Source organism: Lactobacillus sp. WILCCON 0059, assembly GCF_057197985.1.
Map to the genome: position 1 here is coordinate 1,122,396 of NZ_JBUBHN010000001.1, position 15,603 is coordinate 1,137,998.

The following is a 15,603-nucleotide window of genomic DNA, read 5'->3' on the forward strand; positions in this document are numbered from 1 at the left end:
TGGGTTCACTGAACTCACTCTTTTCTTGTATCCAAGTTTTTGAGAATAGAGATACTTATCAGATAAAACTAGTCCTGATCGTCCGGAAAGCGCATCCCCCATTGACCTCTAACCGCCGTCAAAATGTGCATCACTTCCCGGGAAGTCTGCAGTTCACCGTCATCATGCCCTTGCTCCACGTACCGCTGCATGTCAGCTACTTCATAGTCCAATGCCAGGTCGCTTTCCCCAGCCGTGATCGTCTCTTTACTTTCTTCATGGGCTGACGCGGTGTAGGTAACCTCTGCCTGCATGGCCCGCGGGTAGTTGCTGATCTCGACATAGCCTTTAGTACCGGAAATAACGCCCCGCTTTGGCTGCTTGGCCCGCATGGACAGTGCCATCACGGCCAATTGTTGGCGGTCGTTTTTCAAAATAATGCCGGACTGTTCGTCAACGCCTGTTTCAAAAAACTTCACCGTCGTCAAAATATTGTTGGGCATCTCATCTAGGAAGGTCCGGGCAAAAGCCGTAGCGTAGCCGCCGATATCTAAGAGCCCGCCGCCAGCCAGGTCCTTTGAGAAGAAACGGTTGGCCGGATCATAATCCTTCAAACTCCCGAAGTTGACTTGGACCAGCTGGATTTGGCCCAACTTGCCAGATGCGATCAATTCCTTGACCTTGCGGTAAATCGGCATGTGGTAGAGAGTAAAGCCTTCAGTTAAAATCGAATTCTTTTCTTTAGCCAGGCTAACCAGTTCTTCCAGCTGCTTTTCATTAATCGTAATCGCTTTTTCGCAAAAAACATGCTTGCCAGCCAAAAGTGCCTGCTTGGCATATTGGTAGTGGAAGTTGTGTGGGGTGGCGATATAAATGATATCTACCTTAGGATCCTTGATCATTTCATCTGGGTCAGTATAGAGATGTTCAATTCCTTTTTTCTGACCAAAAGCTTCCAAAGCTTCCATATGCGGGTTGGCAGCTGCGTAGACTTCGCCGTTGACCCGCTTTAATGCGTCAGCCATTTCTCCGGCAATCCAGCCAGTCCCGATAATTCCCCAATTGTATTTAGTCATGATTTTCTCCTTTACTGATTTCAATGGCTTGTCCATCTTGAACAGTGATGACTGAAGTAACTTCTTTATCAAAAAGCGAAGATGCAACAACGCCATTAAAGGCGACCAGTTCTTGGTTTACATCTTCGATCCTGTCCCAATTTTCCGCGTATAGATCAACTAGCTTGTTGCCTAAAAGTGACTCATTTTCCCGGACACTGGCCTTTAAGCCAAATTTCTTAGCGAATCGAAGCAGGGACTTAACAGCTGGAGCAGCTACTTCAAGGCAGAGCTGGATATCTGGGTCGAGCTTTTCTCTCAGCCGGCCTGCTGGCAAAAGCAGAATGTATTCGCGAGACGCTTGCGCGGCGATTTTTTCAAAAAGGTGGATGCCGCCCTTGCTCTTGAGTGCCCGTAAGGAATAATCAACGCTGTCTGCTCCATCAAAGGCCAGGTCAAGCTGATCAGCTTCTTCAGCGGGTTTGATTGAAAGTCCCAAACTGGCACCTAACTGCCGGGTAGCCGGGGCAGGGGAGTAGAGGTCAAGGGACAAGTCGTCCTCGGCGATTGCCCTGGTCAGGTCGGCCACGTTACTTCCGCCGCCAAGGGAAACCCTCTGCCCTGGCTGAATCTTCTTCAGCGCGAAATCTGAAATTAAAGTCATCACATTCTCCTTGTAAAAAAAACTGTAAATTATTTTCTATACCGCTTGCTTAACTGTAATTTATTTACAAGATTATAGTAAGTAAAAACAGGTAAAAAGTCAATAAATTAATTTACAGTATTTTTATATTGCTGAAATTAATTTACAAGAGATGCTATAATAGCACTAGAAGAAATAAAGAAACAGGAGAAAGACTGGTAAATATGGAAAACGAAGAGAGCATCATCGAGCAGATCCTCCGCCAGAAAAATGATATGTCCCCAAGCGACCAAAAGGTGGCCCAGATTGTCATCAGCAAGCCAGAGGAAGTGGTTAACTACACGATTTCCCAGCTAGCCCAAGCAGCGGGTGTCAGCGGGGCTTCAGTGACCCGCTTCTGCCACAATCTAAAATTATCTGGTTTCCACCAGTTGAAAGTCAGTCTGGCCCGGGTCAAGTCCCCCGTCTCAAGCTTGGCATCCTTGAACCAGGATAATGTCTCTCAGGCCCTGGACCAGATCGCGGCCAGCAAGGAAGACGAAATTGACCGGACTCTCCGCCGTCTGCCAGTTGATACCCTCAAGCAAGTCTTGGATCTCTTGGAAAAAAGCCGTCTGATCCAAGTCGCGGCTGAAGGGGATACCTATCCAGTCGCTGAAGACGCGGTTTACAAGCTGAACCAATTAGGCATATTGGCGATTTCCAGTCCGACCATGGAAACTGTGATTGGCCAGACCATGAATATGGACAGCAGCGACTGCCTTTGGCTGATTTCCAATTCTGGTGAATCATCTGGTTTGTTAAAACTGGCTGATTTGGCCAAGGAAAAAGGAATCAAGGTCATCTCGATGACCAACCGGCCAGATTCTCCTTTGGCAGGGAGGAGCGATTACCATCTGACAACCGCGATCGGCCAGACAGTCTTGCAGGAAGAATATCTCTTTTCCCGCCTGGCTTCATCGTCTTTGGTTGAAGCAATCTTCCTTTTGCTCTTGAACCGGGATAAAAAACGCCTGGCCCATATCCAGGCCCACGAAAAACTGATCGCTGACCGGAAGGTTTAAGGCAAAATAAATACCCGCTGACTTGTTATTAGCAAGCTGGCGGGTATTTTTTAGTCCAGGCCCCAGGCATGGATCAGCAGGTTTAAGACAACAGTCAAAATCACGAGCAGAATCAAGCTGATTGAGTAGACCTTCGTGCTAGTCTTGCTACCGGACCAGAATTCCTTGAAGCTGACTTTCTCATCAGTGATGAAATAGTCGGTAAAGATAATGCTGATGCCGATTAAGAGATCCATGGCCATGGTCGAAAAGGTGAGCAGCAGGGTTGGCTCAAAGTCGGTTGAAAAGTAACTGGCAATTGTAAGAAACAGATAGATCGCGTTTGGAAGCAACACGAAGAGGTTGGTCCAATACATAAAGCGTCTGCGTTTTGGCCAGAATTGGTCAATATCTGCCCCGTCGATCAGAAGCTTCCTGGTATTGGCCAATAAGGCCAGGTAGGTGATGGCTAAAAGCAGGCCGATGATAGAAATAATAATAAAAACAATAAGCATATTTTTTTCCAGATAATTTGTTTAAGGAGCCGGGAAGAAATTGATCAAGGCGGCAAAAGCAGTGATTACAACAACTACGATCAGCCAAAACTTTTGGCGCGTTTTCAGACTCTTGAAGTAATCCCAAAGGCTCTTGTATCTGGCATCTGTCAAAAAATCGTCGCAGAAGATGACAAATTCCAGCAATAGATTGCCGGAAAAAAGTAAGAAGACCGGCAAGGCAGTGACTGAAAAAGCTGAGCTCCAATAGTTCCACAAGTATACCATGTTGAGCAGGATCTGCATGACAAAGGCAGAAATGGTCAGCTTGGAGAAGCTGTCGTAAGGCGCAGCAGTTTCCTTGTTTCCAGTAGACAAGCTTTTTCTTGCTCTCAGTAAAACAAGCAAGTCAGCCAAGAGCAAAGCCAAACTGATTCCGACTAAAAGTAAGAATATTATATTCATGTTCCCTCCAGAGTGAGTAAAATTACTATATGAATTATAGCATTTATCAGCTAGCAAAAAAGTGCTGGCTGCCCACTCTTAGATGTGAAAGAACTGGTCAAGTTCTGGAAAAGTCGGGTAGGGAGGCAGGCCGGTCAACTTGGCAATGATGAAGGGGACAAACAGAGAAGAAACACAGATGACAAGCTTGATTTGATCTGACCTGTCAAAATATCCCCAATATTCTTTGATACTAAAAGATTCTGCTTCATCATCAAAAAGATATGTGTACAAGCGGGTATCAAATAAGATCAGCAATTCAAAAATGGATAGGATAAACTGAGTCTGGGTGTTAAATTCGAAGTAGCCGTATACTAAATTGATGAGGGTGATCAGCTCGGCCGCGATCAAAAGCAGGGCCAGCTCCAGCTGGATCAGCAGGAGGCAAAGTTCAGTGATTAAAGCAGGGATGCTGTCGCCAACTAAGCCATTTCTCCAGACTTGCGGCAGGGCCAGCAGGTGACATATCACCAACACCAGGCTAAAGCGGACAATCATGAACAGTATCTCAGACATTTTTCTCTTCCCTCCAAAAGACGAAACACTTGTTCTAATAGCTGTAATTCGATTATAGCACGTCAGTTCGGCTTGGCTAGGGGAACAGGAAAAATAGTGACTGGAAATTCCTGTCACTATGGTAAGATTGTTTTTAACTGATAATGTTTAATAAACAGGAGGAAAAAATGGAACTGACTACTGCAAGATTACGCCTGCGGCCTTGGGAAGACAGGGATGCTGCCCGCCTTTATGACTTGGCTAAGGATCCAGCTGTCGGTCCTGCCGCCGGCTGGCCGACCCATAAATCGGTAGAAGAGAGCCTGCGGTTGATTCAAGAAAACTTGCAAGCCCCGGAAACCTATGCGGTTTTGCGGAAAGACGACAATCTTTTGATCGGCTGCGCGGGCTTAAGATTTGGCGAGGATGCCTGCTCAGAAAAAGATGAAGAGCCAGAACTGGGTTACTGGATTGGTAAAGAATACTGGGGCCACGGCTACGCGCCAGAAGCCGCGGCCTGCCTCATTGACCATGCATTCGCCGACCTGGGCAGCCAGGCCGTTTGGTGCTGCTATTACGAAGGCAATGACCAGTCAAAGCGGGTCCAGGAAAAACTTGGCTTCACCTATGTCAAAACTGACCCAGAGGGCGATACTCTGCTTGGCTATAAATTGCCAGAAGTCGAAAATGTCCTAAAGCGGGAAAGTTGGCGGAAATAGTTGCTATTACTTTGGCGGGATCGATGTTATGATAAAAAATAACAATCTATTGCTAATTGGAGTGGGAATAATGAGGGATATTATATCGAAAATTCTGCCAACAGTTTTTTGGGGCGGCCTTTTTGCGTATTCGATGTACCGGGACCGCAGCAGGTATCGAAATGTCGTCTTGCTGCTTTTGACAGGCATGTCGGTTCTGGGTTTCATCTATTCGCTGTTCAGCTCTGAAGTTAGCGGCGTTTTGATCTTGATTACAACGGCCTTGGTTGGGCTGGCTTTCTTGATCTTGCCTTTCTTCTTATTTGTTAATGGTTTGTACATGATCAAGCGGGAAGGGCGGTCTTTGGGCAATCTCTTGTCCTTTTTACTAGGCCTAATCTTAATTGCCGGTGAACTGTCATTTTTCCTCTGGTTCTTTGGCCTCTTGGTTGGACCAGAGCTGGGCATTAAAATGTGTGCTCTGGAGCCGTATTCGCCGTTTTTGGCCTTCTTTGGCCTTTCTTCTGGCTACCTGTCGGTTACCTTCGTGTCTTTCTTGCTTTACTGCCTCTTTTTGCAGATTATTCCGCACCGTCGGGATTTCGATTACGTGATAATTCATGGGGCTGGGATTAAAAAAGATGGCACCGTGACCAAACTACTGGCAGACCGCTGCGACAAAGCAATTGAAATTTACCGTAAGGATCCAACCTCGCCTTACCTGGTTCCTTCGGGCGGGCAAGGCAGCGATGAGGTTTGCAGCGAGGCGGAAGCCATGCGCAAGTACCTTGTTTCTCAAGGCATCCCTGAAGACAAGATCTTGCTGGAGGACAAATCAAAGACCACCATGGAGAACGTGACTTTTTCCAAGGCCTTGATTGAAAAAAGACCAGGCCGCAGGTATACAGCTTTGGTGACGAGCAACTACCATATCTACCGGGCCATGCGCTACGCCAAAAGGGCGCAGCTAAAAGCCGTCGGAATCGGCTCTCGCGTCGCGCCTTACTACTATCCAAGTGCCTTGATCCGTGAATTTGTGGCAGTTCACAAAGAACGCAAGCACTTGATCCTTTTTGCCATTGGTTATCTGCTTTTCGTCAGTCCGGTCATCGTCATCATGCTGACAGCGTAATGATGACTTTGAGCTGCAAAGCTATTTTCTTGGCTGGAAATTGACCGTGAACTGGCCAAATTCGATACCGCCAAGCTGAAATTTGAATGGTTAAGAAGCAATGTCAGCGATGCAGGCAGCGACTTTGTTGACAAGCTGCTGATAAAACGCATAGCAGAATAAACAGGCCAGTGTCACCAATTTGCTAACTAATTTTTCTATAGACAGAAGAGAAAGCTTTTTGTTATCATCGTAAGAAAAACGGAAAAGGTGATTTTTTTGATTAGGAAAGCGCAAGACAAGGACCTTGATGCAGTGGCTGACATTTACAGCCATATACACGACTTCGAGGAAGCAGGAAAAGTAGAAATCGGCTGGGACAGAGCGATTTACCCGACCAGAAATACCGCACAGGATGCACTGGAAAGAGGCGACCTGTTCGTCTTGGAAGACGACCAGGGCAAGGTCGTTGCTACTGCTATCATCAACGATAAGCAGGTTGATGCTTACGCGCAGGGGAACTGGGAGTATGCGGCTAAAGACGATGAAGTCATGGTGCTGCATACATTGGTGGTTGATCCATACGCAGCTCACCGCGGCTATGGGAAGGCTTTTGTAGCTTTTTATGAAGACTACGCGCGGAAGGCTGCTGCCAGCTACCTGCGCATGGATACCAACGCCCACAACAAGAACGCCCGGGGAATGTACAAGAAACTTGGCTACAAGGAAATAGGTATCATTCCGTGCAACTTTAACGGGCTTAAGGACATCCCGCTTGTTCTTTTGGAAAAGAAGCTGTAAGAGATACTTTTTACATAATGAAAGGGGTAAAGAAAATGGATCAACTTCAAGAAAATGACATCAACAAAGGAGTAGCTGAATTTCGTAAAACGCCTCATGCCAAACTGATCGATGTAAGAGAAAAGGATGAATACGAGGCGGGGCACATCCCGGCCAGCATCAATATTCCCTTGAGCAGTATTGGGGCAGCTAGAGAAGAGATCACAGATCTTGATACGCCGCTGTTTGTTCATTGCAGGAGCGGCAACAGAAGCGCTCAAGCAGTTGACCTGCTTAAGCAAATGGGCTACTCCAATGTGAAAAATATCGGCGGAATTGTCGACTACCGCGGTGAGACCGAATAAAACAGAATTGAGCGAGATGCAAAAAAGGACACCCATCACTATTCGTGACAAGGTGTCCTTTTTAGTTTTATTCAAAAGTCATCTGGCTGGTGTAGAGCTTGTAGTAGAAGCCGCGCTTCTTGATCAAGTCAGCGTGCGGTCCTTCTTCAATGACCTTGCCGTCTTTCAAGACGACGATCTTGTCGGAATTCAAAATCGTTTTCAAACGGTGGGCAATCACGAAGCTGGTCCGGCCGGCGATCACGTTGTCCATGGCCTTTTGGATCTTTTCTTCAGTAACCGTGTCAACATTGCTGGTTGCTTCGTCAAGAATCAAGAAGGCTGGATCGACCAGGATCGTTCTGGCAATCGACAAAAGCTGCTTTTGCCCAGTTGAGAAATTGGCCTGGCCGTTCTCAATCGGCGTGTTGTATTGCTCTGGCAGGGTCATGACAAAGTCGTGCAGCTGGGCCTCCTTGGCCGCGGCAATAACTTCATCCATGGATGCATCCGGCTTGCCGTAGCGGATGTTATCAGCAACCGTCCCAGAAAAGAGGACGGAATCTTGCAAGACAATCCCGACGTTACTCCGCAGATTCTCCAGCTTGAGTTCGCGAACGTCAGTGCCGTCAAAAGTTACGGCCCCGCTGTTTACGTCGTAGAAACGGTTGATCAAGTTCATGATCGTCGTCTTACCAGACCCCGTCGGGCCAACAACAGCGACTGACTGCCCCTTAGGTACTTTAATTGATACCCCATGGAGGATTTCCTTGTCTGGAGTGTAGCCAAAGTGGACGTCTTCCAAGCGGACCGCGTCATCAATACCTGAGATGGTCTTGCCGTTTGGAACCGTGTTTTCTTCGTCTTGATCTTCAACCGTCTCAAGCCGGCGGGCACCGGTCAAAGCCAATTGCAGCATGGAGTAGATGGAAGTTACCTGCGTCAGCGGCTGGAAGTAGGTCCAGGAGTACTCAGTAAAAGTAACAATCAAGCCCAGACCGGCAGCCTGGCTGACTTGCTTGGTCATTATCATGTAAGCACCAGCAGCGATGACAATGGCGAAGTTCAACAGGGAGAAGCCGGTAACCAAGGGGTTAAGAATGCCAGAGTAGAACTGGCCCTTGAACATGGCTTCCCGCACCTTGGCGTTTTCCTTTTTGAAGCCGGCAACTGACTGGTCTCTGAGGCCCTGGGTGATGATCACGTTTTCCCCGTTGAGCTGTTCGTTGATGTAGGCGTTAAGCTCACCAACCCGGTCTTGCTGCTTATCCAGGTAGACGCGGGCTTTTTTCATGATGATCCAGCTTAAAAGCAAGATCAAAGGGGTAGTAGCCACAACGGAAATAGCCATCTTCCAGTTGATAACAAACATCACGATGATCGTGCCAAAGAAGAGCAGGGACTGGGAGATGATTTCAAAAAAGGCGTTGTTCAAAGCGTTGAAGATGTTGTCCAGGTCACTGTTGAACAAGGACAAAATCTGCCCGTCCTGGTGGGTATCAAAGTAGCGGATAGTCATCCGCTGAAGTTTGCCAAAAAGGCCCTTGCGCATGTCATTGTTGGCATTGGCGTTAAACTGGGTCATCAGCATCCAGGCGATGTAGGTGGCAATGGAATTCAGCGCGTAAAAGCCAGCCATCCAGGCCAGGGCTTGGTAAAAGACGGTGAGGGATCCTCTGCCTTTAACGAAAGCAGACAAGTCCGTGACCGCTCTGCCTAAAAGAGACGGGGCGATTACCTGGGCGATCGTCGCGATCAAGTAGAAGACAACTGAAATAGCGATTGGCTTCTTGTAGTTTCTTAGATATTTTTTCAGATAAGTAAGGGACTTTTGCTTGTCTGACATTAGATTTCCTCCTTTCTTTCCTTGGCTTTCTGCGTTTGGTAGATTTCTTGGTAAACCGGGGAGGTCTTGAGCAATTCTTCGTGGGTGCCTTCAGCAACCAGGCGGCCGTTGTCTAGTACCAGGATCTTGTCAGCATGCATGACAGAAACGATCTTTTCGGCGATCATGATCGTAGTTGTGTCCGGCAGCTGCTTTTCAAGGGCTTCTTGGACCAGCTTTTCACTTTCTGCGTCCAGGGCGGAAGTGGAGTCATCCAGGATCAAGATTGGACTGCCGGCAATGATCCCCCGGGCGATGGACAGACGCTGCTTTTGCCCGCCGGAGAAGTTGGTGCTTCTTTCTTCAACCTCGTGGTCAAAAGTTTCATCGTAGCGCTGGATAAATTCGTTGGCTTGAGCCATTTGCGCCGCCCGCTCCAGTTCATATGGGGTGGCGTCCTTTTTGCCTTGGCGGAGGTTGTCAGCAATCGTTCCTGAGAAGAGGACAGCCTTTTGCAAGACGTAGGAAACCGTCTTTCTAAGGGCATTCTCATTGACCTGCCGCAGGTCGCTGCCGCCGATCTTGACCTTCCCGGTAGTCGGGTCATAGAGGCGGGCGATCAATTGGGCAAGGGTCGACTTACCCGACCCGGTTGCCCCGACGATGCCGACCATCTGGCCAGGTTCAACATCAAATGAGATGTGCTTTAAGACCGGCTGCTGGCCATCAGGGTAGGTAAATGAGACGTCATCAAATTCAATTGAACCGCCCAAGGCGTCTTCTGGGGCTTTTTCATTAAAGACAACATCTGGCTGGGTGTCCATGATTTCCTGGATCCGCTTTAAGGAGACGTTACCACGGGAAATCTGCATAACGGCCATGCCGACGAGCAGGATGGCAAAGAGCATGGTCAAGACGTAATTGACGTAAGGAGTGATGACGGAAACGTCTTGGGGATGCTGCAGAATGCTGGTTCCAAGCAAATAGACCACTAAACTGATAACCAGGTAGGAGATCAGCTGGGCACCAGGCAGGATGGTGGAGAACCAGTAGCCGACCTTGATGTTGACTTCGTTTAATTCATCAGAATCCTTGTTCATTTTGGCAATTTCCTGGGGACTTTGGTTGAAGGATTTTACCACCCGGACCCCTTGCAAAAATTCCCCGGTCCGGCCGGAGATTTTGTCCATGTACATCTGGAACTTGTCGAACATGGCGGTCATTTGCTTAACTGCCACAACGCCCAAGCCCATGATCAAGACCAAGAGAACAACAACCGCCCACCAGTAGCGGGGGATGGTGACGATGGCCATGACGATTGATCCGATCAAAATAAGTGGCATCCGGATCAGCTGCATGAAGATGGTCATGATCATGTTCATGATCTGCTGCATGTCGTTGATCAAGCGAACACTGAGTGATTCAGAGGAGAATTTTTGCACATTGGCCAGGGAGAAAGTCTGTATTTTGGCATAGGTGTCTTCTCTGAGGTCGCTGACTACGCCCTGGGTGATCCGGGCAGCGTAGTAGACGTTAAGGACACCGGTAAGGATCGACAAAAGGCCCAGGCCAATCAAAAGGGCGGTATCGCGGATGACAGCCTGTTGCTGGTCTGCCAGCAGCTCATTTTGCACCTGCTGGAGCAGGCGGGGCTGGTAGAGAGTGGCAAAGACTGAGAATAATATCGTGACTAAGGTCGCGAAAACGTCAGTTTTATAACGCTTGAAGTAGGGCAATAGCAGTTTCATTTTTTCTGTTTTTCCTCCTTTAAGTTAGCTATTTCGTCGCTGAGAAGATCGGTCCACTCATTCAGAATCTGGCAGGCTAAGGCAGCCCGGTCAAAGCCAAGCTTGTCAATGACCCGTTTTTCGATAGCCAGGATTTCACTTTCTTTTTCTTTGGCATAAGCCTGGCCGGACTGGGTTAAGCTGCAGTACTTGACTCGCTTGTCTTGAGCGTCAGTGGTAATTTCCAAGTAGCCGCGCTCGCTGAGATTGTGGATGCCCTTGCTGATGGATTGCTTGGGAATGCCGCTCCTGTAGATCAGCTCTTTTTGCGCAAGGCGGGAATGAGTCAAGAGCTCATAAAGAATGATGCTCTCGTACTGGCTGATCCCCATCAGCCTGTCATACTGGCTGTAGGCGTGATTAGCCCGGACACTGGCCAGGGTTACTAATTCTGAAATGCTTTCGTGTGTTTCTAAAGTCATAAAAAAGTCTCCTCATGGACAATAACTAGATTTTAGTCCCTGTGTAGACTAATGTCAAGGGAGAACAGGGAGATCAATTTATATTTTGGCTTATCCGAAATGGACTAGACTGTCACCGAATAGGTGTTATTATTAAAATAGCTTAATGATAGCGGAACCGTAAATAGATGGAGATGGTAAGGTGCAGAGGATAAGCTTAGTTTGTCAAAGCAAGGGAAAATACAATTTAAACGACAGCGTCTACTTTCACGGTTGGTTGATGTCACAGGTTAGTGAAGAATTTGCTGACAAGATGCATCAGACGGGTGTCAACCCAGTTACGATTGCGGTTCAAGGCATGAAAGAAGAGGTAACCTTTTCAGTGGCTTTGCTGACCGATGAGGCCGTGGCTGAAGTTGCGGGGATGCTAATGGATGATGAATTCACCAGTTTTTCTTTAAAAAGTGCAGAACAAAGTGATTTTAAGATCTTGAGAAAAGTGAAAGAAAATCTGGACAGCAAAGATTTAGCCCAAGTTTTCTATCAACAAGACCAAGCTGAACGACTCTTTCAAGTGAATGTAATGACTCCGCTTGCCTTTAAGAGCAATGGGACATATTATAATTTGCCAGACATTCGCTTATTCTTTCAAAGCATCATGAAGAAGTATAATGCCATCTTTGAAAACACAGAGCACATCGACTTGGATTTGTTAGACGAAATTTGCAGTAAGGTAAAGCTTGTTAACTTTAGAATCAATTCCCGCCGTTTCTACATCCATAAAGCATATATCAATGGTTTCTGCGGCAGGTTGGTCTTTTATTGCAAGGGTGCTGAGACTCTGGCTAACTACGTTGCCATGCTGCTGAAATTTGCTGAATTTTCAGGTGTAGGCGTCAAGACCAGCTTAGGCATGGGTTCAATTGCAGTGAATAGGGAGGAAAATAATGGATAAGAAAATGGTGGAAACCTTCTACGGATCGTTTCTGCATGATATTGGTAAAGCTGTCCAAAGACAGAGCGAAGGGCGGAAATATAATCACCAAACTCTCGGATCAAAATTCATCTCGAACTATACGAATGATGAGCAGATAATTGATGCCTTGTATTACCACCATGATCAACGGGAGAATAAAAGAACAAACCTTAGAGAGGCTGACATTCCGGCTAACAGTGTGGCTTATCTAACTTATATTGGTGACAATATAGCAGCTGGGACGGACCGCCGCTATGAAGAAGGCGGAAAAGGCAGATGGGATCCTAAGACACCATTGTCAGACATCTTTAACCGTTTTGGCATCAAGCAAGGGCAACGCTATCTGCATCCTTATGAGATGAGACCGGAATTTCCAAGCTTTATGGATCCAAGCAATGACAAAGATCCTTTTTCACCTGAAAAATACCAAGACGTGGTGGAGCTTTTTGCGGAAGGCTTGAATAAAGTTGAATTGACGGAAGAATACATTCCCAGCGTCATGAATCTGGTTGAACAGACAATGGGGCAAATTCCATCAGATACAGCAGTTGATGGTGAACCGGACATTTCTTTGTATGACCATATGAAGTTGTCAGCTGCCTTTGCCTGCGCAATTAAGCAATATCTTGATGAGCAGAATAATCATGATTATAAGACAACTTTGCTTAACCGCACCAATAGCTTTTACAAGAAACCTGCATTCCTTATGGTCAGCTATCAACTTGCGGGTACCGAAAACTTTATCAATACGATCACCAGTCAAGGGGCTTACAAGCAGCTGCGGAGCCGGGCTTTTTACGTTGAGATGCTAGTGCGCTGGTTCTTGGACAGCTTGCTTGATGAGGTTGGATTAACAGCAGCCAATATCCTTTACCAGAACAGCCATGATGGTCTGCTCATTATCGGCAATACTACTAGGAATGCAGAAATTGTCCGCAAAGCGCAAGGCCGCTTCAATGAATTCTTGCTAAAGAATTTCGGAACAAAGCTATATTTGGCGGTAGGTATGGAAGAATTTTCTGCTACAGATATTAAAGCTGCTAACAGTAAAGACCCGAATCGCAAGGAAGGCGAATATAAGCGGGTCGCCCAAAATTATGCCGAGCTTTTCCAGAGCCTTGACCGGGATATCGAACATGGCTTGCAAAAGCGTTACGATATTGGCGCTTTGAAGAGATTGAACGCTTTCGGCAAAAAGAGTGGCCGGGAGTGCGCAGTTTGTCATAGCGTAATGAATCTCCTTCCAGGTGAAAACAAATGCCTCCTTTGTGATAAGCTGGAAAGCTTCTCACAAGATATCCAGGACGAAAAGTACTTTGTTGTCAATGAAGACAAGACAGGCCTGCCCCTGGACGCAGAGCATTACTTGCATACTCTTGACAGTGATGAGGTAGAGAAGTCAGATGTTGTAGGCAAGATTTACACTAAGAACACATACGCTACTGGTAAGCAGCAAGCGACCCATATCTGGATCAGCGATTACAGTAATGCACCGCACAACAATTTCAGCTACTTTAGTGACCGGGAATGGAAGGCTGAGTTTGGAGAGCCAACCGGGATTAAACGGCTGGCTTCTTTGATGATCGATATTGACGACCTCCATGCCAAATTCTTAACCGGCTTTTATCCGCAAGAAGACGGCAAGTATACAACGATCAGCAGATTTGCGGAACTTTCCAGAAGAATCGACATGTTCTTCAAGCTATATCTGAACCAATATGCTGAAGACTATCACTTGAGCATTATCTATTCACAAGGTGATGATGCCTTTATTTTAGGTGCTTGGGATGATTTGCTCGATTTTGTCCAGGATGTGCGGGATGAGTTCGTTAGCTGGACTGACAATAAAATAACCCTTTCAGCAGCAGTCGGACTTTTCCAAGAATCAACGCCAATCAATATCATTGCCCGGAAGACCAAAGAGCTGTTAAGAATAGCAAAATTTGCCGGCAAGGACCGGATTGTGTTGTTCAGCAAGGAGAATATCTTGACCTTTGACGAGTATAAGAACGATATTGTCATGGGCAAGCTTAGAATCATTCAAGAATTCTTTGATGGGGAATCAGAACGAGGCAAGGCCTTCATTTACAAACTCCTTAGTCTCATCCGAGAAAGAGAAGACCGCATTTCATTTGCGAGACTGGCTTACTTTTTGACCAGATTGGAAGAAGCAAGCAGCAATAAAGAAGGATTTAATAAGTTTAAGCGGAACATCATGAATTGGTTCAACGACGACAAAGAAATCAGCCAGACAGAACTGGCCTTGACTTTGTATGTTTACAGTATCAGAGAGGAAGGATAAGCATGTACGGAAGTCCACGTCCACACTACAATAATCCACGCTACAACAATAATTCAAGGTATGAAGAAGTTAAGCCAAATATCAAGATTACCTTTACCGATGAACACTATGTTGATGAGGCAGAAGAAGTAATTAAGTACTGCCAGAAAAATCACTTTAAGGCTCCAGGCAGTAGGGGAAGAGACGAAATTACCTACAGCCAGCTGAGAAATCTGTTAGGAATGACCAGCGCGATTTTCGATGCAACGAATATTGCTGATCTGAAGACAGTGTATGAGAAACTGACTTATTTCCGGATTCAGCTGGTATATACTGCTGGCCGGAATGAAGCAATGAAGAGTTTCATTGAGGCTAGTCATCTGCTGGAGGTCGTAAAGAAAATTGATCAAAAGCGGGCTGATGATGAGAAACAGCAAAGGCGCGAAATCATTCGTTTATGCAAGTATATGGAAGCTTTAGTTGCCTACTTCAAGTATTACGGCGGAAAGGATTAAAAAATGACTAATTTGGCGAAAATCAGATTTACTGGAGAACTGGTACTGGAAAGCGGCCTGCATATTGGCGCAAGTTCTGCTTTTGCGGCTATTGGTGCGATCGACAATCCGGTGATTAAGGATCCACTGACTCACCTTCCGATCATACCTGGCTCCAGTCTCAAGGGTAAGATGCGGTCACTTTTGGCAGCAGCACTCAATGAAAAGACTGCGACGAATCCAAACCAGGATTGCTATAAGATCATTCGCTTATTTGGCGCATCAGTTGGTGGTGGCCAAGATGGCAAAGCACCGGTTCAAGGGCGGCTTTTATTTAGAGACAGCGTTCTGACTAATGGCAAAGAATTGACGGATATGGGGATTAATACCTATAGCGAAGTTAAGTTTGAAAACACGATCGACCGGGTTAAAATGATCGCCAATCCACGGCAAATCGAACGGGCAGTTAGAGGGAGCAAGTTTAACTTTGAACTGATTTATGATGTTATGGACTCAGCTCAAGTAGAAGAAGACTTGGAAACCATTCTGACTGGATTTAGGTTGCTTGAATTAGACTATCTGGGTGGCAGCGGTAGCCGTGGCTATGGGAAGGTCAAGTTTGCAAACATGCACGCCGATACTGTCTTTGGCAACTATGACGTCAGTGAGATCAACAGCAAGCTGGAGGCATGA

General features: G+C 46.6%; 17 protein-coding genes. 9 read left to right on the plus strand and 8 right to left on the minus strand.

The window, feature by feature from the left end:
- Positions 1-68 precede the first annotated feature (68 nt).
- Together ACYVUT_RS05355 and ACYVUT_RS05360 are read right to left on the minus strand one after the other, a co-directional pair.
- Positions 69-1,055, minus strand: a complete 987-nt coding sequence (locus tag ACYVUT_RS05355) for a Gfo/Idh/MocA family protein (RefSeq protein WP_484501614.1) — start codon at positions 1,053-1,055, stop codon at positions 69-71.
- Positions 1,048-1,698 carry a ribose-5-phosphate isomerase A gene (locus ACYVUT_RS05360; protein WP_484500189.1) on the minus strand — a complete coding sequence of 217 codons (651 nt, stop codon included), beginning with the start codon at positions 1,696-1,698 and terminating at the stop codon, positions 1,048-1,050. The genes ACYVUT_RS05355 and ACYVUT_RS05360 overlap by 8 nt, the downstream gene beginning before the upstream one ends.
- Before the next feature lie 203 nt (positions 1,699-1,901).
- On the opposite strand from ACYVUT_RS05360, the gene ACYVUT_RS05365 reads away from it, so the two are divergent.
- On the plus strand, positions 1,902-2,741 hold the full coding sequence (locus ACYVUT_RS05365) for a MurR/RpiR family transcriptional regulator (protein ID WP_484500190.1): 840 nt from the start codon (positions 1,902-1,904) through the stop codon (positions 2,739-2,741).
- 50 nt (positions 2,742-2,791) lie between these two features.
- On the opposite strand, the gene ACYVUT_RS05370 is transcribed toward ACYVUT_RS05365, so the two are convergent.
- From ACYVUT_RS05370 to ACYVUT_RS05380, 3 genes are all read right to left on the minus strand, one after another.
- Complete coding sequence (locus ACYVUT_RS05370; protein ID WP_484500191.1) at positions 2,792-3,235, minus strand: DUF1751 domain-containing protein; 444 nt, start codon at positions 3,233-3,235, stop codon at positions 2,792-2,794.
- A gap of 21 nt (positions 3,236-3,256) precedes the next feature.
- Positions 3,257-3,592 (minus strand): ABC transporter ATP-binding protein, encoded by a 336-nt coding sequence (locus ACYVUT_RS05375; protein WP_484500192.1) that lies wholly within the window; start codon positions 3,590-3,592, stop codon positions 3,257-3,259.
- Positions 3,593-3,757: 165 nt separating this feature from the next.
- Positions 3,758-4,234, minus strand: a complete 477-nt coding sequence (locus ACYVUT_RS05380) for a hypothetical protein (RefSeq protein ID WP_484500193.1) — start codon at positions 4,232-4,234, stop codon at positions 3,758-3,760.
- A gap of 167 nt (positions 4,235-4,401) precedes the next feature.
- On the opposite strand from ACYVUT_RS05380, the gene ACYVUT_RS05385 reads away from it, so the two are divergent.
- From ACYVUT_RS05385 to ACYVUT_RS05400, 4 genes are all read left to right on the plus strand, one after another.
- Positions 4,402-4,932, plus strand: coding sequence for a GNAT family N-acetyltransferase (locus ACYVUT_RS05385; protein ID WP_484500194.1), 531 nt, complete (start codon positions 4,402-4,404; stop codon positions 4,930-4,932).
- Positions 4,933-5,002: 70 nt separating this feature from the next.
- Positions 5,003-6,043: a YdcF family protein gene (locus ACYVUT_RS05390; protein ID WP_484500195.1), complete on the plus strand. Its 1,041-nt coding sequence runs from the start codon at positions 5,003-5,005 to the stop codon at positions 6,041-6,043.
- A 258-nt stretch (positions 6,044-6,301) separates the two neighbouring features.
- The gene (locus ACYVUT_RS05395) at positions 6,302-6,823 is read left to right on the plus strand and encodes a GNAT family N-acetyltransferase (RefSeq protein WP_439775822.1); all 522 of its coding nucleotides are present in this window, start codon (positions 6,302-6,304) and stop codon (positions 6,821-6,823) included.
- Between the two features lie 35 nt (positions 6,824-6,858).
- The gene (locus ACYVUT_RS05400) at positions 6,859-7,167 is read left to right on the plus strand and encodes a rhodanese-like domain-containing protein (protein WP_484501615.1); all 309 of its coding nucleotides are present in this window, start codon (positions 6,859-6,861) and stop codon (positions 7,165-7,167) included.
- Positions 7,168-7,234: 67 nt separating this feature from the next.
- On the opposite strand, the gene ACYVUT_RS05405 is transcribed toward ACYVUT_RS05400, so the two are convergent.
- From ACYVUT_RS05405 to ACYVUT_RS05415, 3 genes are read right to left on the minus strand one after another with little or no spacing between them, the layout of a single operon-like run.
- Positions 7,235-8,992, minus strand: a complete 1,758-nt coding sequence (locus ACYVUT_RS05405) for an ABC transporter ATP-binding protein (RefSeq protein WP_484501616.1) — start codon at positions 8,990-8,992, stop codon at positions 7,235-7,237.
- Positions 8,992-10,719, minus strand: a complete 1,728-nt coding sequence (locus ACYVUT_RS05410) for an ABC transporter ATP-binding protein (protein WP_484500199.1) — start codon at positions 10,717-10,719, stop codon at positions 8,992-8,994. The genes ACYVUT_RS05405 and ACYVUT_RS05410 overlap by 1 nt, the downstream gene beginning before the upstream one ends.
- Positions 10,716-11,180, minus strand: coding sequence for a MarR family winged helix-turn-helix transcriptional regulator (locus ACYVUT_RS05415; RefSeq protein WP_484500201.1), 465 nt, complete (start codon positions 11,178-11,180; stop codon positions 10,716-10,718). Before ACYVUT_RS05415 ends, ACYVUT_RS05410 begins: the two co-directional genes overlap by 4 nt.
- Positions 11,181-11,361: 181 nt before the next feature.
- Here ACYVUT_RS05415 and cas6 point away from each other — a divergent pair, with 181 nt between their 5' ends.
- From cas6 to csm3, 4 genes are read left to right on the plus strand one after another with little or no spacing between them, the layout of a single operon-like run.
- A complete protein-coding gene (cas6, locus tag ACYVUT_RS05420) occupies positions 11,362-12,114 on the plus strand; it encodes a CRISPR-associated endoribonuclease Cas6 (protein ID WP_484500202.1) in 753 nt (250 codons plus the stop codon).
- Entirely contained in the window at positions 12,107-14,437 is a 2,331-nt protein-coding gene (cas10, locus tag ACYVUT_RS05425; RefSeq protein WP_484500203.1) for a type III-A CRISPR-associated protein Cas10/Csm1, read from the plus strand. The genes cas6 and cas10 overlap by 8 nt, the downstream gene beginning before the upstream one ends.
- A 2-nt stretch (positions 14,438-14,439) precedes the next feature.
- Entirely contained in the window at positions 14,440-14,931 is a 492-nt protein-coding gene (csm2, locus tag ACYVUT_RS05430) for a type III-A CRISPR-associated protein Csm2 (protein WP_484500205.1), read from the plus strand.
- A gap of 3 nt (positions 14,932-14,934) precedes the next feature.
- Positions 14,935-15,603: a type III-A CRISPR-associated RAMP protein Csm3 gene (gene csm3, locus ACYVUT_RS05435; RefSeq protein WP_484500207.1), complete on the plus strand. Its 669-nt coding sequence runs from the start codon at positions 14,935-14,937 to the stop codon at positions 15,601-15,603.